This window comes from Lederbergia lenta NBRC 16444, assembly GCF_001591545.1.
GTDB classification, from domain to species: Bacteria; Bacillota; Bacilli; order Bacillales; family Bacillaceae_C; genus Lederbergia; species Lederbergia lenta.
Genome location: NZ_BCVC01000001.1, coordinates 704,093 through 721,566, shown reverse-complemented (window position 1 = coordinate 721,566; position 17,474 = coordinate 704,093). Strand labels below are relative to the sequence as shown.

General features: G+C 37.9%; 21 protein-coding genes and 1 other annotated feature. Of the genes, 2 read left to right on the top strand and 19 right to left on the bottom strand.

Going from position 1 to position 17,474, the window contains the following annotated elements:
* Nucleotides 1–13: 13 nt before the first annotated feature.
* From queA to ruvA, 4 genes are all read right to left on the bottom strand, one after another.
* The gene (gene queA / locus BLE01S_RS03220; RefSeq protein WP_066137230.1) at nt 14–1,042 is read right to left on the bottom strand and encodes a tRNA preQ1(34) S-adenosylmethionine ribosyltransferase-isomerase QueA; all 1,029 of its coding nucleotides are present in this window, start codon (nt 1,040–1,042) and stop codon (nt 14–16) included.
* Between the two features lie 2 nt (nt 1,043–1,044).
* A complete protein-coding gene (locus tag BLE01S_RS03215) occupies nt 1,045–1,251 on the bottom strand; it encodes a DUF2905 domain-containing protein (protein ID WP_082788567.1) in 207 nt (68 codons plus the stop codon).
* Nucleotides 1,248–2,249 carry a Holliday junction branch migration DNA helicase RuvB gene (gene ruvB / locus BLE01S_RS03210; RefSeq protein WP_066137228.1) on the bottom strand — a complete coding sequence of 334 codons (1,002 nt, stop codon included), beginning with the start codon at nt 2,247–2,249 and terminating at the stop codon, nt 1,248–1,250. The genes BLE01S_RS03215 and ruvB overlap by 4 nt, the downstream gene beginning before the upstream one ends.
* A 96-nt stretch (nt 2,250–2,345) precedes the next feature.
* Nucleotides 2,346–2,963 carry a Holliday junction branch migration protein RuvA gene (ruvA, locus tag BLE01S_RS03205; protein ID WP_066137226.1) on the bottom strand — a complete coding sequence of 206 codons (618 nt, stop codon included), beginning with the start codon at nt 2,961–2,963 and terminating at the stop codon, nt 2,346–2,348.
* A 325-nt stretch (nt 2,964–3,288) separates the two neighbouring features.
* Here ruvA and BLE01S_RS03200 point away from each other — a divergent pair, with 325 nt between their 5' ends.
* Entirely contained in the window at nt 3,289–3,924 is a 636-nt protein-coding gene (locus BLE01S_RS03200) for a YflT domain-containing protein (RefSeq protein ID WP_066137222.1), read from the top strand.
* Between the two features lie 54 nt (nt 3,925–3,978).
* Here BLE01S_RS03200 and BLE01S_RS03195 read toward each other — a convergent pair whose 3' ends face one another.
* The 4 genes from BLE01S_RS03195 to safA form a co-directional block, all read right to left on the bottom strand.
* Nucleotides 3,979–4,527: an intercompartmental signaling factor BofC gene (locus BLE01S_RS03195; protein WP_231955941.1), complete on the bottom strand. Its 549-nt coding sequence runs from the start codon at nt 4,525–4,527 to the stop codon at nt 3,979–3,981.
* Between the two features lie 455 nt (nt 4,528–4,982).
* Nucleotides 4,983–5,711 (bottom strand): YebC/PmpR family DNA-binding transcriptional regulator, encoded by a 729-nt coding sequence (locus BLE01S_RS03190; protein WP_066137216.1) that lies wholly within the window; start codon nt 5,709–5,711, stop codon nt 4,983–4,985.
* Between the two features lie 95 nt (nt 5,712–5,806).
* Entirely contained in the window at nt 5,807–6,826 is a 1,020-nt protein-coding gene (locus BLE01S_RS03185; protein WP_145981923.1) for a hypothetical protein, read from the bottom strand.
* Nucleotides 6,774–7,859, bottom strand: coding sequence for a SafA/ExsA family spore coat assembly protein (safA, locus tag BLE01S_RS21250; RefSeq protein ID WP_066137212.1), 1,086 nt, complete (start codon nt 7,857–7,859; stop codon nt 6,774–6,776). Before safA ends, BLE01S_RS03185 begins: the two co-directional genes overlap by 53 nt.
* Before the next feature lie 205 nt (nt 7,860–8,064).
* On the opposite strand from safA, the gene BLE01S_RS03175 reads away from it, so the two are divergent.
* Nucleotides 8,065–8,613: a transcription repressor NadR gene (locus tag BLE01S_RS03175; RefSeq protein WP_066140823.1), complete on the top strand. Its 549-nt coding sequence runs from the start codon at nt 8,065–8,067 to the stop codon at nt 8,611–8,613.
* A gap of 54 nt (nt 8,614–8,667) precedes the next feature.
* Here BLE01S_RS03175 and thrR read toward each other — a convergent pair whose 3' ends face one another.
* The 11 genes from thrR to minC form a co-directional block, all read right to left on the bottom strand.
* Nucleotides 8,668–9,123: a transcriptional regulator ThrR gene (thrR, locus tag BLE01S_RS03170; protein WP_066137211.1), complete on the bottom strand. Its 456-nt coding sequence runs from the start codon at nt 9,121–9,123 to the stop codon at nt 8,668–8,670.
* Nucleotides 9,124–9,314: 191 nt separating this feature from the next.
* Nucleotides 9,315–10,607 carry a GTPase ObgE gene (obgE, locus tag BLE01S_RS03165; RefSeq protein WP_066137209.1) on the bottom strand — a complete coding sequence of 431 codons (1,293 nt, stop codon included), beginning with the start codon at nt 10,605–10,607 and terminating at the stop codon, nt 9,315–9,317.
* A gap of 34 nt (nt 10,608–10,641) precedes the next feature.
* The gene (locus tag BLE01S_RS03160) at nt 10,642–11,196 is read right to left on the bottom strand and encodes a Spo0B C-terminal domain-containing protein (RefSeq protein ID WP_082788564.1); all 555 of its coding nucleotides are present in this window, start codon (nt 11,194–11,196) and stop codon (nt 10,642–10,644) included.
* A 179-nt stretch (nt 11,197–11,375) separates the two neighbouring features.
* Entirely contained in the window at nt 11,376–11,666 is a 291-nt protein-coding gene (rpmA, locus tag BLE01S_RS03155; RefSeq protein WP_066137207.1) for a 50S ribosomal protein L27, read from the bottom strand.
* Between the two features lie 12 nt (nt 11,667–11,678).
* On the bottom strand, nt 11,679–12,011 hold the full coding sequence (locus BLE01S_RS03150) for a ribosomal-processing cysteine protease Prp (RefSeq protein WP_066137205.1): 333 nt from the start codon (nt 12,009–12,011) through the stop codon (nt 11,679–11,681).
* Nucleotides 12,012–12,022: 11 nt separating this feature from the next.
* The gene (gene rplU, locus BLE01S_RS03145; protein WP_066137203.1) at nt 12,023–12,331 is read right to left on the bottom strand and encodes a 50S ribosomal protein L21; all 309 of its coding nucleotides are present in this window, start codon (nt 12,329–12,331) and stop codon (nt 12,023–12,025) included.
* Between the two features lie 14 nt (nt 12,332–12,345).
* Nucleotides 12,346–12,428, bottom strand: a sequence feature (ribosomal protein L21 leader region).
* 46 nt (nt 12,429–12,474) lie between these two features.
* The gene (locus BLE01S_RS03140; RefSeq protein WP_066137201.1) at nt 12,475–13,950 is read right to left on the bottom strand and encodes an Rne/Rng family ribonuclease; all 1,476 of its coding nucleotides are present in this window, start codon (nt 13,948–13,950) and stop codon (nt 12,475–12,477) included.
* Between the two features lie 142 nt (nt 13,951–14,092).
* Nucleotides 14,093–14,884 (bottom strand): M50 family metallopeptidase, encoded by a 792-nt coding sequence (locus tag BLE01S_RS03135; RefSeq protein WP_231955940.1) that lies wholly within the window; start codon nt 14,882–14,884, stop codon nt 14,093–14,095.
* A 67-nt stretch (nt 14,885–14,951) separates the two neighbouring features.
* Nucleotides 14,952–15,713 (bottom strand): M23 family metallopeptidase, encoded by a 762-nt coding sequence (locus tag BLE01S_RS03130; RefSeq protein ID WP_066137197.1) that lies wholly within the window; start codon nt 15,711–15,713, stop codon nt 14,952–14,954.
* 159 nt (nt 15,714–15,872) lie between these two features.
* On the bottom strand, nt 15,873–16,679 hold the full coding sequence (gene minD, locus BLE01S_RS03125) for a septum site-determining protein MinD (RefSeq protein WP_066137195.1): 807 nt from the start codon (nt 16,677–16,679) through the stop codon (nt 15,873–15,875).
* Nucleotides 16,672–17,361, bottom strand: a complete 690-nt coding sequence (minC, locus tag BLE01S_RS03120; protein ID WP_066137193.1) for a septum site-determining protein MinC — start codon at nt 17,359–17,361, stop codon at nt 16,672–16,674. The genes minD and minC overlap by 8 nt, the downstream gene beginning before the upstream one ends.
* Nucleotides 17,362–17,474 lie beyond the last annotated feature (113 nt).

The following is a 17,474-nucleotide window of genomic DNA, read 5'->3' as shown; positions in this document are numbered from 1 at the left end:
ACTCCTTTCTAAATTACTTAATCAACATTGCATCTCCGAAACTAAAGAAACGATAGCGCTCTTTCACCGCTTCATTATATGCCTGTAATACGTTCTCTCTACCCGCCAAAGCACTAACAAGCATAATTAGTGTTGACATTGGCAAATGAAAATTGGTAAGCATGCCGTCAATTGCTTTAAATGAATATCCCGGATAAATGAAGATATCTGTCCAGCCGTTACCAGCTTTGAATTCTCCATTATTTTCTGCAGTAATCGTTTCAAGTGTTCGTGTAGACGTTGTCCCTACTGTGATAATTCTTCCTCCACTACGTCTTACATCATTTAGTAATTCTGCAGTTTCCTCCGATACCCGATAAAACTCTGAGTGCATTTCGTGCTCATTGATATCCCCGACACTTACCGGTCTAAAAGTTCCTAGACCAACATGAAGGGTAATAAATGTGATGATCACGCCATTTTCCTTTAGCTCCTCCAATAACTCTTTTGTAAAATGCAAACCTGCAGTAGGAGCTGCTGCTGACCCACGTTCTTTTGCAAACACAGTTTGATAGCGAGCTTGGTCTTCTAGCTGTTCTTTTATATATGGCGGAAGGGGCATTTTACCCAATTCTTCCAACACTTCATAAAAAATACCCCCATAACGAAATTCCAGAATACGCCCACCGTGCTTCTCTACACCAACGCATGTAGCTGTCAGCTTTCCATTCCCAAATGAAATTACCGTCCCTATCTTCACTCTTTTTGCTGGTTTGACAAGTGTCTCCCATTTATCCCCTTCGAGCTGTTTCAGAAGCAGTACTTCAATTTTAGCGTTTGTATCCACCTTTGCTCCTAGTAACCTTGCAGGTAGTACCTTTGTGTCGTTTAAAACGAGGCAGTCGCCCTTCTGTAAATAGTTCTTTATATTTTTAAAAATCTCATGGCGAATAGAGCCGGTTTGTTTATCTAGAACCATTAACCGACTTTCCGTCCTATTTTCGAGAGGGACTTGCGCAATTAACTCTTCTGGTAATTCAAAATCAAACATATTAACTTTCAAAATTATTTAAGCCTCCCGACAATATAAAAAATAGCAGATAAAATAATACTAATAATAATAGACGTTACAACTGGGAAATAAAATGTTGTATTTGCTTTTTTCACAACAATATCACCAGGTAATTTACCGAGTTTCAAAAAGTGAATCAAAAATCCAACACTAAAAATAACTGCACCTAAAACCATCAATAGCTTTGCCATTCCATTCATTTATCTGGCACCGTTAGTTTAAAATGTTCATATACTTGATTGGTAACAACTCTTCCCCTCGGTGTTCTTTGTAAAAAGCCTATTTGTAGCAAATATGGCTCATATACATCTTCTATAGTTGTTGATTCCTCACCAATGCTTGCGGCGATTGTATCAAGACCCACAGGCCCACCCCTGAACTTCTCAATTATACCTGTTAATAATTTATGATCAATATGATCAAGACCAAGCTTATCCACTTGTAAAAGCTCAAGAGCTTCATCAGCTAATGACAAGGTAATAATACCATCCCCGCGAACTTGAGCAAAATCTCGCACACGTCTGAGTAACCTGTTAGCAATTCTTGGTGTGCCTCGCGAACGTCTCGCAATCTCTACGGCTCCATTCCAATCAATTTCTGTTTCCAAAATAGCCGCAGTTCGCACGACTATGTCCGTCAACTGCTGTTCATCATAATATTCAAGCCTACTTAAAACACCAAATCGATCACGAAGTGGTGCGGAGATTGCACCGGCTCTCGTAGTCGCCCCAACAAGTGTGAAAGGTGGCAGATCAAGTCTAACAGACCTTGCTTCAGGTCCCTTACCAATTACGATATCGAGACAATAATCCTCCATTGCTGGGTAAAGCACCTCTTCAATCGCCCTTGGCAAACGATGAATCTCATCAATAAATAGCACTTCACCAGGCTCAAGGGATGTTAGAATGGCAGCTAGATCCCCCGGCCGCTCTATCGCTGGCCCAGATGTGGTTCTCACGCCTACTCCCATCTCATTAGCTATTACTACAGCTAGCGTGGTTTTACCGAGGCCTGGCGGTCCATATAAAAGTACATGATCCAATGTCTCTTTTCTCATTTTTGCTGCTTCAATAAAGACAGATAAATTATTCTTTATTTTGTCTTGTCCAATATATTGGGATAGCGTTTGCGGACGGAGACTCTGTTCGAAAGATTGATCATTCATCAACGCTTCTCCTGACAATACCCTTTCTTCCATTTCAATCATCTCCTTTCACGCCGTATTACCACAATGGGAAGTAGTATCTTGACAGCCTTTTTCATGAAGAAGACTTGATATACCTGAATAAAAAGCTCACTTGATAAGCAATTTTAGTGCTCTTTTTATATATTGATCAGTAGTCGTTTCCTCACCCTTTAGCTTCGGTTCAAGTCTTTTTAGTTCACGCTCTGAATAACCTAGCGCAGCCAATGCTAACAAGGCATCCTCTAATTCTCGATTAGCAGCAGAATCAATTTGTTGTTCATCTGGTAGAGTCTCAGTAAATAAGTCTGGCACACTTTGTGGCACGACATCATGAAGTTTTCCTTTTAGATCTAATATCATTTGTCGAGCTGTCTTCTTACCGACTCCTGGGAATTTCGTTAAAAACTTTTCATCTTCATTTTCAATGGCTTGAATAACTTGTATTGGCTCCCCAAATGCGAGAATTGCCATTGCGCCTTTTGGTCCAATCCCTGAAACACCAATTAGTTTCCTAAACATCATTTTTTCTTCCATCGATTCAAACCCATATAACGCTAGAATATCTTCTCTCACATGTTGATATGTATAAATAATGATTTCATTACCTTTTTTAGTTGAAAACACAAACGGATTTGGTGTCAAAATCTGAAACCCAACTCCACTATTATCAATAACAACATATTCTGGTCCAATATGTTCTACCGTACCTTTTATATACTCGTACAATATTTTCGCTCCTCTTCCATGCTATCCAATATTGTACCATAAAAACCGCTGAATCTCGAAAGAAGAACCGTGACAGCTTCATTATTAATCTGCTTATATGAATGCATGGCAACTATATTTGAAGCACTCCTCTAACACCATTCTTAATCTCTGGGTACGCACTTAATAGATATATTTTGTTACTAATTTGTCATATACTCGTTACATCGAAAATGGTTTACATAACTAAAGGTAGGGGTATTTATTAGGCAACATAGCTACAGGCATGATTGACCCTACCTTATGCCTGTATACACTTAAAACTATTATTCAGGAGGTTTTGTTCATGAAGAATGTTGTCGGAGTATTTAATTCTAGTTTTGAAGCTGTGAAAGCAATCGATTCCATGAGACAAGACGGTATTGATAGAAGTCATATTCACGTTATTGTGAATGATGATTTTGGTTCTAATTTGATTGAGGAGAAAACAGGTGTCGATGTAGAGCAGGCTCTTCAGCATTCAAAGGAAGAGCAAAAAGGCTTCTGGCAAGAATTAAAATCTTTTTTTTCATCTGATACACATGAACATACACAACACTCAGATTATCTACATGACATGGGTCTAACAGCAAGCGATGTAGATACCTATGCAACTGATTTAGAGAATGGAAAAATCCTCGTGCTTGTCGACAGTGACCTTGATATTGGTAGGAACAGAAATGTAACAACAGATGATCCACTTGAAGATAACGAACTGAACAATCACAGTTTAAACACTTTATCAGCTAATGATGAAACAATCCGTAACGCAGAAATGCCTGATTCACTTGAATCAGCATTACTTCAAAAAAGTGAGAACAAAACACAACGTGAAAAAGAATATGAAGAGGAAGAAGACTTATTTTACAAGCGAGATCTGCTTGGACAAGTTGGTGCTGAGCGTTCTAATAAATCGGATGAAAATACAGATTCTAGATCTTGATTTCATTAAAAAACAGCCCGTTTGTCAATCTCGGGCTGTTTCTTCATACCTTCTTTACTTATCTATTGAATAATGTTTCATTGTTTCCAATACATCAGAATAATCCTCTTTTGTTTTCACAGGTATCCCCTGCTGTAGCTCTAAATGTTTATTTCCTTCTAGCTTTTTAATATCAATTTGAAAAAAGGATTGAATAATATCTTCCTGTTGAGGATTTCCATTATATATAGACAATGTACCATCATTTGATACACCAAAAAATCCATTCACTTTAAGTAATGGCGAAATATCATCCACCTTCAATTCAAATAACACCATCTCGTCACTCATATCCACAAGTTGCCACGCTTCATATTTCGCCCAAAAATCTTCAAGCGCCCATACTGTTTCAGATACCTTTTCTTCACTTATTTCTCCATCTAAATATACCCGTCTTAAAGTTATATTTAGTTTAAGTGGTTTTTCTGGTATTGATTCTGAGATATCCTCTTGAGGACTAGCTGCAATTACCTCATTATTTTTTAGCGTTGCACTCTCTTGTAAATAAATACAACCCACAGTACCTATAATTAGCAAGCTAGCAAACACCATTCGTGTAACCACAGTCAATATTCTCACCCCTATAGCCTTAAATTCACTTTACTTTAGCTATAGTATGTCCTAAAAATAACATGACTATCCTTGGTGTTTGGGTTCCGCTTAAGAAACTTAGATTTTGAGCGTATATTGACTTACGCAAAATCATCAATAAATAGTTATCAGGAATTACACTTAATTTACCTTAGCAGGTTAATAAACTAGAAAATCTTATTATGGTTTTTATTCAACAGAATTGGTTGAGCGGTTTTTCAAATAATAGTCTTAATAACTTTTTATAAAGGTAGGCATGGCTGTTAATATCTGTATTAGTTATTAATATTTTTTGGGAATCATTTGAACCTTCACTTTGATTCTTCTGTAACTATGCTTTTTAAAAAATTATAAGAAAGACCGAGTGCGTCAACACCCGGTCAATAGGTTAAAATGCCGAAAACGGCTTGCCAAATGTAATAAAGTTATTAGTGATTATCAAAATTATGATGAACGTCTTGCACATCATCGTCATCTTCTAGCATATCAAGCATTTTTTCCATTTTAACTGCCTGCTCTTCATTTAGTTCCGCTATTGTTTGCGGAACCATGGTTATCTCAGCTGTCACAAAGCTAAAACCTGCTTCTTCAAGTGAATTTTTCACTTCCATAAAGCTTTCTGGATCTGTGTAAATTTCAAATACCTCTTCCATTGTTTCAAGATCCTCTCCACCCGCCTCTAGCACTTGCATGAGCATTTCATCCTCATCTATTTCATGGTCTTCTCTATCAATTACTAAATATCCTTTACGATCAAACATGTAAGATACACATCCGGATTCCCCAAGATTTCCACTATGCTTATTAAAAGCAAGTCGCACATTAGACGCAGTTCTATTTTTATTATCCGTTAAGCACATAACCATCACAGCTGTTCCACCTGGGCCATATCCTTCATAAATAATTTCTTCATAGTTTTCCGAATCCTGGTTTCCAACTTCTTTATCAATCGCCCTTTGAATATTGTCATTAGGCATATTAGCTGCCTTTGATTTATCCACAACAAGCCTCAATGAAGGGTTTAATTCGGGGTCAGGTCCACCTTGTTTTGCTGCCACATATATTTCTTTCGCAAGCTTTTGAAAAACTTTTCCCCGCTTAGAATCCTGAGCATTTTTTCTATTTTGTATATTCTTCCATTTCGAATGTCCTGCCACTACAAATTACCCCTCTCTTCGATCTCATATCTCACTAATATAACAAATAGTTACTAAATGGTAAATTAAGCAGCATTCTACTAGCTTTAGTCTTTCTAAAGGGTGTCGATTTTTTTCATCATGGCTTTGTAAAAATGGAGTCTCTCTTTTAGTAATTCAAATGTCATATTTTCCAAATAAATTAGTTGAGTTTGTCGCTTCCTCGAATTTTGCCTAAAAAATTGGTTCCACTCTCGAAATATGTCTGTAGGATAAACAAGCGCAGTTAAAAATGCTTCGCATTCACGATAAGGACGGAGTTGAGGAAATTGAAATAGTGCATTTTCATTCCATTGTAGGGATGGTAATATCCGATTACAAAATTGGATAATATCTATTTTCGAAGGGGCTATCGCTATTAGATCAAAATCAATCAAATGAAGCTTATTATTTTCGTCCCTAATAAAATTATGGTAGGCAACATCACCGTGTATGATGCAATGGGGCTCTTTCATAAAATACAATGAATTGCATTTCATCCGCTCAAGTGCCCATTCGCCTATATACGAAAAACTTTTTAATGTAGAATAATAACGCGCTTGTTGATGCTGACTTAAAAGTTCATTAAAAACTTTTAGTCTTTTTTCCCATTTTATAATTTGATCAAATAACGGAATTTCCTTTATAAATGAAGATACAAATTGGCTTGTTGAGCAATGAAAATTTTCCATCAGCATAAAAGCATCATTTATATTCGTAGTGGAATGATAATGGAATTCATTCATTCGAGACGGTTTAATATATTGAATAAGGCCAAATATTCGATCCTCTACGATTAGTGGTTGCGGATAAAAAATATAACTTTGCTTAAATTCGTTTTTTGCTAACGCTGCTGTAAAAGCCATTTGTAATTTAAGTTTTGATAAGGATACAAATTCTTTAGCAATCCATGTTTCACTTTTACCTACAAGTAACCATACTCCTTTTTTCAGTTGTTTTATACGCGTAAAGGGAAACCCAACATTTTTTTTCATAAAAAGAAGGAGACGGCTAGAAAATCCGTCTCTCTTCATCTTATTACGCTTATTCATCATCTTCCTCATCATCTCTTGCAGGCATTGCGTATGTTCCAGCACCTTCTTGCATCCCTGCTCCAAACCCGTAAGGGTTCATTTGCTGTGGCATGGCCATCTGCTGATTTAAATATGGATAGGCTTGCGGTTGGGCATACCCACCTCCATGTGCTGGTGACATTCCTTGCATCATCGGTTGGTGGTATGGCGGCGCTTGATAGTTTGGCATTTGTCCATATGGAGAAGGTTGTGCCTGACCATAGGATGGATATTGATTCATTGGCATTTGCGGATAGTGGGAAGACTCATCATCCCATTGCTGTGCTGTTTCTGGAAATGATGTGCTTGGCATTCCAGGTAGGAAAGCCGGCATTTGTTGTGCTGGCTGCATATGATTTGGCTGCATCATTGCTCCTTGTACTTGAGGCATCCATTGGTGCGGATGCATGTGCATATTTTGGTGCGGATAAGGCTGTGGATACGGATAACAAGGATCACAACTTGGCATGACTGGTTGCACCGGATAACAGTAATTTGGATACATCGGTTGCGCATATTCGGCCGGCGCTACTTTTTCTGGCATTTCTTGCTTGGGTGGCGACTCAACTTCCTGTTTTACTGGCTGCGGCGGAAGCGGCTGCTGAACTTGTGACTGTAATTGGCTCATATTCATCATATAATAATTATTAATATCTATTTCTGATGGAGTTTGTGGCTGCGGCATAATTGGTTGATAAATAGTATGCGGCTGCTCTTTTGGATGTTCTTTTTTTACTTCTTTTGGCGGTTTTGCGACATGTTTCGGCGCCTCTTTTTTCGGTAAATAAGGATGTTGTACTTTAGGCATTTCTTTGTGCACTCCTTGTTGATGATGTGGCATCTCTTTGTGTACTCCTTGTAGGTTATGCTGTGGATGATGTGGTATTTCTTTTTTGTGCCCCCCACCCACTTCTGGTACTTTAATTTTCATTCCAGGCATCACCATTTCTGGATTTGATAATTGTGCATTCATCTTTTTCAACTCTTCGAAATCAACACCATGTTTTTGGGCGATTTTCCAAAGCGTATCTCCTTTTTGCACGATATGGATCTTCACTCTATATCCCTCCTCAGGCATAAGTCCATATAGTGTATGAACATATAGGCAAAATGCTATCATTCTTCTCAAAAACTTATGATTGTTACAACACAAATATGCAAAAACAAGCTTATTTGTAATGATCACAAAAGAAGTTGACTTCCTAAATGTATGGTAAAATTTAAAGATATGAAAGATTGATTGCGATTGGAGGAAATACATGATGAGTACAGATTCCGGAAAAAAAATGCTCGGTGAAGAAAGAAGAGAATGGATACTAAAGCTTCTAAAAGATAGTGGAAATCCGATTACAGGAGGCATCCTTGCTAAAAACACAAATGTTAGTCGACAAGTAATAGTAGGAGATATTACATTATTAAAAGCTAGGGATGAACCAATTATTGCAACAAGCCAAGGCTATATGTATATGCCAATCCCCGAAGATAAGAAACGATTCGAAAAAACGATTGCTTGTTTCCATCAACGTGACCAAGCAGAAGAGGAATTAAATATTATTGTGGATCTAGGAGTAACCGTTAAAGATGTAAAAGTAGAACACCCTGTTTATGGTGATTTAACCGCTTCGATCATGGTTTCAAATCGACAAGAAGTACAAGCATTTCTTGGTCAAATTGCAAATACGAATGCAGCCTTATTATCTGATCTCACTTCTGGCTTTCACCTTCATACACTCACTGCCACAAATGAAAAGGCAATTCTAAAAGCAGAGCAACATTTAAAATCCGCTGGGATCCTTATAGAGGAAAATTAAACTAAGCTTGAGCGCATCATTGCACTCAAGCTTAGTTTTCTAATGCATATTCATTCATCCACCAGAGCTTAAAACATCTACCCTATCTACAAACTCTAACCTACGTAGTTTAATAAGCAATTCGTCAAGATCTATAGACATATCTGCTACATCTAGTGTGAGCGTTACATTCGCTCTTCCTTGTAATGGTATCGTTTGATGAATAGTTAATAAATTACATGAATTAGAAGCAACAATTCCGAGTAGTTTTGAAAGAGCGCCTGGTTGATCTTCCAAATAGAAAAATAAAGAGATTATTTTTTCTTTTACAATCTTATGAAAAGGAAACACAGTATCTTTATACTTGTAAAAAGCACTACGACTTAAATCTACTTGTTGTACTGCATCCCAAACAGATTCAGATTTCCCATGGTCAATCAACTCTTTGGCTTCTAGTGTTTTTTTCATGGCTTCTGGTAAAACATCTTCCCTTACTAAAAAAAACTTGCTATTTCTATCTCTTTTTCTCATTGTATTCCCCCACCAAGAAAGCGCCAGGCGCCCGTTATACAATATACAAACTGAACCTGAGCCCGCAATCATGCGGTATTCCTTCATTTTTCCACTGGACATAGTAACGCAAGGTTCCTTACCGAATAAGGGAAACATGATGAGTCTGTAACGCGGATTTAATTAATTATACTTAGCTTTACAAAGACGAACTAATCAAGAAACTCAAACTCATACTCAAAGAGCTTTACTGTATCTCCATCTTTTGCCCCACGTTGACGCAGCGCTTCATCTACACCCATCGTTCTTAATTGACGCGAGAAGCGACGTACTGATTCATCCCTTGAAAAATCAGTCATTTTGAAAAGCCGTTCTAATTGATCACCACTTACAACAAAACTACCATCAGGCTCTCGAGTAATTATAAACTGTTCACCTTCATGTTCATGTCGATAAATAACGCGATTAACGCTGTCATCTTCTAGTTGTTCTTCTACTAGAGGGAACTCAGGGGTATTTTCCACTTGATCCGCAATCTCAAATATCAATTCTCGTAGACCTTGTCTTGTAATAGCAGAGATAGGGAAAATGGGATAGTTTTCTTTTAATTTCTCTTTGAATACTTGCAAATTTTCTTCTGCTTCTGGCATGTCCATTTTGTTCGCAACGATAATTTGTGGTCTTTCTAACAAACGCAAATTATATTCCTCTAATTCTTGATTAATCGTCACAAAATCTTCATGTGGATCTCTTCCTTCCATACCAGACATGTCAATCACGTGAACAATTACTCTCGTCCTTTCAATATGGCGCAAAAACTGATGTCCTAGTCCAATTCCTTCATGCGCTCCCTCAATCAATCCTGGCAAGTCCGCCATCACAAAACTTCTATGATCATCCGTCTCAACAACACCAAGATTTGGCACAATTGTTGTAAAGTGATATTCCGCAATTTTTGGTTTTGCAGAGGATACGACAGAAAGCAGAGTTGACTTACCAACACTTGGAAAACCAACAAGACCTACATCTGCAAGCACTTTAAGTTCAAGAACAATATTTCTTTCCTGTCCTGGCTCCCCATTCTCTGAAAGTTCAGGGGCAGGGTTAGCTGGTGTAGCAAATCGTAAATTTCCTCTTCCACCTCTTCCACCTTTGGCAATTACAGCCCGCTGTCCATGTTCTACTAAATCCGCTATAACTTCTTTCGTATCTTCATCCGTTACTACCGTTCCTGGCGGCACTTTCAAAACAAGATCCGTCGCTCCTTTTCCGTGTTGGCTTTTCGACATTCCATGCTCACCACGATGCGCCTTAAAATGTCGTTGGTAGCGGAAATCCATTAATGTTCGTAAACCTTCATCTACTTCAAAGACAACACTGGCACCTTTTCCACCGTCTCCTCCAGCAGGCCCCCCCATTGAAACATACTTTTCTCGGCGAAATGCAACCATCCCATTACCGCCGTCGCCACCTTTAACAAATACCTTTACCTGATCGACAAACATATACATCTCACTCCATTCTGATCCATAAACCTTTTCATGTAAAAACTGCTACTATCATTAGTTCCGTTTCATTTATCTTGTTTAAGGAAACTGTATCAGGATAGCTCTTATTATATGTAAGCCACTTTTCCAAATCATCTACATTCTCTATTATTCCGTTTAAATGAAAATGAAAACAAAATTCTTCATTCTTTTTTTCTACAGTCAAATATAAATTGTTATCATGAATTGGGTGAACAGTTTGATTTAGTTGATTTAAAAATGCGCCTACCCACCGTGTCAATTTTTCGTCATCAAGAGCGAACGTCCCACGCTCATCAAGAATTTCATACTCCAACTGATAGGCATGTGATTCCCAATTATGCGTAAGGAGCAAAGCAGCAAATTTAGGCAATTTCAGATTTGTAAGTCTTGCTTCTTGTTGCATGTTTTGGACAATTTCATCCATGATGCGCTCCGCTTGCTCTATTTTCCCTAATGAAATATTTCCTTTAATTAGCTGAAGCCTATTAAGCCAGTCGTGGCGTGCATGTTGCAATACTTCAATTATGCTCCACTTTTCACTCATCATTTCATCCTCACAGTTCATTTTCAATCATCTATATAGTATAACAGAAATTGAACAAGATGTAATTTTGACGTACCTGACAATTAAAAAAAGCTCTAACCAATTAAGGTTAGAGCTTTTGCATCGCTTGGATGCAGATCATCCGAGTTAACGCAACCGCAAAAACATGAATGATACTTGGATCCAGCGAAGCTAGGTATTTACGCTTCTTGAGCTTGTGGATAAACACTTACTCTTTTCTTGTCGCGGCCTAGACGTTCAAAACGAACTACACCGTCAATTTTTGCGAAAAGTGTATCATCACCACCGCGTCCTACGTTTTCACCAGGGTAAATTTTAGTTCCGCGTTGACGGAAAAGAATTGAACCACCAGAAACAAACTGACCGTCTGCACGTTTAGCACCTAAACGTTTAGATTCTGAATCACGTCCGTTTCTAGTAGATCCTACTCCCTTTTTCGATGCGAAAAACTGAAGATCTAATCTTAGCATGTGTTCCACCTCCTATTTTTGAAAAGTAACTTGAATATATTTCTGATAATCTCGTTCAATTGTCTGCAAGGAAATGATCATACCTTCTAATAAAAGTTGAACCTTTTCAGAAGACTCTTTATCAAGATGATCGGGTATCGTACACTTAAGAAAACCACCTTCAGATTGCTCTATATCAGGTTCAACCCCTGTTAGAGCGAATACTGAATTAATGCTTCCAAACGCTACTGCCGATGCTCCAGCGCAAACAATATCTTGTCCACGCTCGGCAAATTGGGCATGACCCTTCATCATAAACGAAACAATTTCCCCGTCATCTTTTCTTATTACCTGAACTTTAATCATAAATCACCATATTATGCGTTGATTTTTTCAACGATAACTTTCGTGTATGGTTGACGATGACCTTGTTTTTTGTGGTAGTTTTTCTTCGCTTTATATTTGAATACAACAAGTTTCTTTTGACGACCTTGTTTTTCAACTTTAGCTGTGACAGTAGCTCCTTCAACTAAAGGGCTGCCCACTTTCACGTCTTCGCCACCAACAAAAAGAACTTTGTCAAAAGTAAATGTATCACCTTCAACTGCATCCAATTTTTCAATGTAAATAGCTTGACCTTCTTCAACTTTAAGTTGTTTTCCGCCAGTTTCAATAATTGCGTACATGCATTGCACCTCCTTAATAGACTCAGACTCGCCAAGATAAGGTGTTTTGTCAATAGACAAAATCTTATAAACCAGTCTTGGGCGGTTGTAGCACGGGTGCTACAATCTAACATAAAAATACTATCATATTTTATTGACTATTGTCAACGGTTTTCGCCAGTAAGTTTTGCCTGAATATTTTCCACTGTGTCAAACTGACGAAGATAATACTCATACTTCCCATTATTAATCACTTTGAATAAAATTTTCATATGTAGGCTTTCCTCTATTCTCTTTAAATCTCGATTATTTTCCCCTGCAAAAGTAGATCTTGTTATGTTATCACACTCAACTAACACTGCTTCAAATTCCCCTCTTGGTAATCCGTGTAATTCTCTTTCAAGCCTAAAAGCTATTGTTTCAGGGCTATCCACTTTTCCAGACCCTCTGCACACAGCACATTCAGTCTGTGTGGTATCTGATAGCGACTGTTTTGTCCGTTTCCTAGTTAACTCAAAAATGCCAAGCGGCGTAAAACCAACCACACGAATATGTTTGGGATCCGTTTTTAATGCTGTTACAAAGATTTCTTGTACTTTATTTCTATCTCTTATGGACTTCATATTGATAAAGTCAACTAATATAATGCCACCATAGTCCCTGATCCGCAGTTGTCTTGCAATTTCGTGCGAGGCCGCAAGATTCGTTTTCCTAATCGTGTCTGCCGCCAATTGCTTTCCGGTAAATTTCCCCGTATTTACATCGATAACGACAGCCGCTTCTGTTTCATTAATCACAATATATGCACCATCATCCAAATAAATCATTTGCCTTTGAGCTTTCTCAAGTTCGGTTTCAAGTTGATGTTTGGAAAAAATATTCTCTCGTTGATGATGAAATTGAAAGGACCAATTAGAGCTGTTCGTTAAACGCAGAGGCTCGATTACATTCCGTGTGTTTGAGAAAACAGTTCCGGATTGTAAGCGACTTAACTCATGTCTTAATTCTTCGGTAAAATTAGACATTTCCACTAAGATAGCAGGAGCTTTTCTTGTGTTAGCCAATGTTTTCAACTGCATATACTCGCTCCGTAGTGCAGCTATTTCCTGTGAAATTTCCTCTTCACTACTGTTTATCACTGCTGTTCGGATAACGAAACCTTCTTGACCACATCTCTTCTTTACGATTAAATTCCGCCATGTATTTCTTTCTTCTTCTTCCAATTTTTTAGAAACGGAAATATATTTTCCTTCAGGCATATAAACTATGTTCGAGCTTGTAAATTCAATAATAGCGGTTAATAACGGACCTTTTGTTCCTGTTTCATCTTTTTTTATTTGTACAAGTATTTTCTCGCCTTCTTTTAGAAAATGAGATATAGGTTTTATATTCTTTGTTTCACTTGTAGAGTGGATAAATGCTGGAATCTGATCCTTTTGTAGAAATCCATTCTTTTTAGTCCCAATATTTATAAACGCAGCATTCATACCAGGTCTTACACTTTCCACTCGCCCTAAATATATATTTCCTACATCTGAACGGTCCGTTGGCTGCTCAATAAATAAAGTAGTCACCAAACCGTCCTCCTTCACTGCAAATCGTTTTTCAGCTACACTTGCATCAATTATAATTTCATTCAATCTATTTCTCACCTTCCTGAAGAAAGCGCAAGGCGCCTGCATCTCCTAGTCATCATAAATGGGAATACAAAAAAAGGACCAGCCTTCTTCTGCGGGCCCCTACATGAGCTTGCTTATAATGTAACTTTGAAAATAGGCATAGTCAATCATAATAAACAATCTCTTTCAACTTTGCGTTTACCTGTTTTTCAGTAAAATAAGCATACATTAGCTCATTTTCATCCAATTTTCCAAGGAGTGTATTCCCACCTCCAACATGGATAATATGCTTACAGTCTCTACGAAATTTTTCCATCGAATGATATAAAAAATCTTCGCCATTTGCATCTATAGGCTGAAGGAGTTTAAGGTCTTGTTGCTTACCATAATGTCTTTCCAGTAAGAATCGCATAAATGTAAAGTGGTGCTGTTTCCACTCCATCCACAGCCCTATATACAAATAAACGAGGACTAGCCATAACTGCATATTAAAGGGGGCAAACAATAAAACAATCGCATGAAGTCCAAGTAGGATAATGAAGGAACTAATGACAGATTGTTTATAGGCATCTAAATACGGTTTTCGTGAGGCAAGAAATAATTGAACTAACTTTCCTCCGTCGAGTGGCCAAATTGGGAGAAGATTGAATAATAGTATCATCAAATTAAACTGGAATAGAAGTTGTGTGTATTCCGGTGTGATAATTGAAAAATATTGTAAAACAATTATTAAAATAGCTATTGCACCATGCTGCATCGGTCCAGCCATTATAATGATTAACTCTTCTTTCATTGGCTTGTTTCCATGTTCATCCACTTCGCATATTCCACCAAAAGGAAGAATTTTTATTCTTTGTATTTTCCATGCGAAATATTGAGCAGCTATCGCATGTCCCATTTCATGTAAGAATACAATACCAAATAATGCAAGTAACTCCCAAAAGTATCCCGTCATAATTGCCAAACCAGTAACTCCCCAAAAAAGAGGATGTATATAAATCTTCTGCACAAGTTGAAAATATTTAATCAAAGTTCATCACCTGAATAGGATCAATAAATTTGTCCTCTCGCTTAATCGCGAAGTAAAATTCTCCAACTGTACCGTCTTGCCCAGTAGAAACTGTGCCGACTGTCTTTCCAGATGAAACCTTCTCATATGGTTTCACTGTAATTTCATCCAATTTCCCGTACCAAGATTCTGATTTATCCGGATGTTGAATGATTACTGTATTCCCGATATCCTCTTGTTTTCCAGCAAAAATGATTCTCCCTTCTGTCATTGCTTCCACTTCCACTCCAGAACTAGTTTCAAGAATAATGCCCCGTCCATCATCTGCAAATTGCGCTAACACTTTACCAGCGACGGGTTGTAATACCTCCTTATCAGGAGTTGCAACTGATTGTTCGGGAGCTGTTGGAAATAGCGCAAGTGGCTTGCCAAATTTCCCCTCATACCACTTTCCAACAGCAGCAAACTGAAATTCCTTCTCCATCGTTACCTGTACACTAGATCTTGCTTGTTCAAACATGGGTGAAGGTGTTTGATAAATAATGGCTACGATTAATACGATAAGAGCTGAGCCTAATATTTTCATGAAAAATAATTCTTTGTTCCAAAGTGGATGAATTGTAGTATCAGGTTCAGAATGAAATATAGATTGTTCCTCATCTATATCACGTTCGTGTATTGTTGGATGCTTATGCAATTCACTATTATTATTCATGGGATACTGCTTACGGCGCCTAGCAAGCCGTTTGCGAATTTCATCAGCTCTCTGATTCATCCCTCACCATCCCCCTTACTATTTTCTACTACAATATGACTCGTCCAGAATAAATATGCTTTTCTCTTTCAAATACAAAAAAGCTCTCCTCGGCAACCCTTCAATATAACTGAAAAGTCTGGCACTTAGAGGAGAACCTTTTTATATCATTATTTCAATTTATGAACGAACACCAAAAAATTTCTTTATGCGAGCAAACATACCTGAATCTTCATCTTCCAGTGATTGAAGAGGTACAGATTCACCAAGTATTCTTCTTGCAATATTCCGGTAAGCTATGGAAGCCTTACTGTTTGGATTTAACGCAATAGGCTCTCCTTGATTTGATGACTTAATAACCTGTTCATCATCTTGGACAATCCCTATCAAATCGATCGATAAATGCTGTGCGATTTCATCTACGTCTAGTACATCACCATTTTTCATCATTTGACTGCGAATTCTATTAATGATCAGCTTTGGAGATTCTACATTTTCCTCTTTTTCAAGCAAGCCAATAATCCGGTCGGCATCACGAACAGCAGAGATTTCTGGCGTTGTTACAACAATTGCGCGATCCGCACCAGCTACTGCATTTTTGTACCCTTGCTCAATACCTGCCGGACAATCTATTAATATATAATCATAATCTTGTTTCATCTCAGTGACAAGCTGTCTCATTTGATCAGGACTAACTGCTGTTTTATCACTCGTCTGAGCTGCCGGAAGTAAAAACAACTTATCTTCAAAACGCTTATCCTTCACAAGCGCTTGATGAGGTTTGCAGCGTCCTTCAACCACATCAACTAAATCATAAATAATCCGGTTTTCAAGCCCTAACACAACATCAAGGTTTCTTAGCCCAATATCTGTATCAATTAGACATACCTTTTTCCCCTGTAGGGCAAGTGCAGTCCCCAGATTTGCGGAGGTAGTAGTTTTCCCAACTCCTCCCTTACCGGAAGTGATTACAATCGCCTCACCCATAGTAATGTCCCCCTTTGAATCTAGTAATATCCGGCCTTATATGTTTCAAAACTTGTAAACGATCTATAACAATTTGATCATTTTTGTCTATATAAGCACACTCCATATGATGTTGATCTTCATGTTCATAATGGTCTGGAGCACGGCTAATACTATCAAAAATTCTTAATTGAGATGGAGTCATAAATGATGCAACAATTACAGATTCCTTTTTACCAGTGAAACCTGCATGTGCCACACCTTTTAAGGCGCCCATAATAAATATATTGCCTCCAGCTTTCACCGTTCCTCCAGGATTTACATCGCCTACTAGAAGTAGATCCCCTACCACTTCCAATACTTGACCCGATCTAACAATGGTTGATACAGAAGTAATGTCTTGTTCATCAATAAACTGATAAGCTTCATTTTTCGTCATGACATTACTCTCAATGTCTTCTACGATCAAATAATGCTTTTGCCGTATCAATTCTTTTAATTCTTCTTGTTGCTCCGTATCTAAATAGCGATTTCCTGATTGAATGCGGACAGAAATTAGCGGACCTTCTGAGTCCACACCTTGCAAGTCCGCAAGTTTGTCTTCTAGCTCTATTACTAGATCTTCATATGAACACCGATCATCTAATTGCAGTGAAAGACCACTTTTCGTGCCTTTTATCATCACATATTGTCTATTTTTCATGTAGTCCGGGCAAAAAGATTAAGAAACGCGGAATTGCCTTTTTCTTAATTTAATCAAACGATCATATGCCCTCATGTCTCCTTTCAACAACAAGCATCGAGTTCTCTTTATAT

Coding starts and splice junctions, on each gene's coding strand:
- BLE01S_RS03215 (WP_082788567.1), bottom strand. CDS start 1,251: ATGAATGGAATGGCAAAGCTATTGATGGTTTTAGGTGCAGTTATTTTT.
- ruvB (WP_066137228.1), bottom strand. CDS start 2,249: ATGGAAGAAAGGGTATTGTCAGGAGAAGCGTTGATGAATGATCAATCT.
- rpmA (WP_066137207.1), bottom strand. CDS start 11,666: ATGCTAAGATTAGATCTTCAGTTTTTCGCATCGAAAAAGGGAGTAGGA.
- BLE01S_RS03175 (WP_066140823.1), top strand. CDS start 8,065: ATGAGTACAGATTCCGGAAAAAAAATGCTCGGTGAAGAAAGAAGAGAA.
- minD (WP_066137195.1), bottom strand. CDS start 16,679: ATGGGTGAGGCGATTGTAATCACTTCCGGTAAGGGAGGAGTTGGGAAA.
- BLE01S_RS03135 (WP_231955940.1), bottom strand. CDS start 14,884: ATGACGGGATACTTTTGGGAGTTACTTGCATTATTTGGTATTGTATTC.
- minC (WP_066137193.1), bottom strand. CDS start 17,361: ATGAAAAATAGACAATATGTGATGATAAAAGGCACGAAAAGTGGTCTT.
- rplU (WP_066137203.1), bottom strand. CDS start 12,331: ATGTACGCAATTATTGAAACTGGCGGAAAACAACTTAAAGTTGAAGAA.
- BLE01S_RS03150 (WP_066137205.1), bottom strand. CDS start 12,011: ATGATTAAAGTTCAGGTAATAAGAAAAGATGACGGGGAAATTGTTTCG.
- BLE01S_RS03160 (WP_082788564.1), bottom strand. CDS start 11,196: ATGAACTGTGAGGATGAAATGATGAGTGAAAAGTGGAGCATAATTGAA.
- BLE01S_RS03130 (WP_066137197.1), bottom strand. CDS start 15,713: ATGAATCAGAGAGCTGATGAAATTCGCAAACGGCTTGCTAGGCGCCGT.
- thrR (WP_066137211.1), bottom strand. CDS start 9,123: ATGAGAAAAAGAGATAGAAATAGCAAGTTTTTTTTAGTAAGGGAAGAT.
- obgE (WP_066137209.1), bottom strand. CDS start 10,607: ATGTTTGTCGATCAGGTAAAGGTATTTGTTAAAGGTGGCGACGGCGGT.
- BLE01S_RS03200 (WP_066137222.1), top strand. CDS start 3,289: ATGAAGAATGTTGTCGGAGTATTTAATTCTAGTTTTGAAGCTGTGAAA.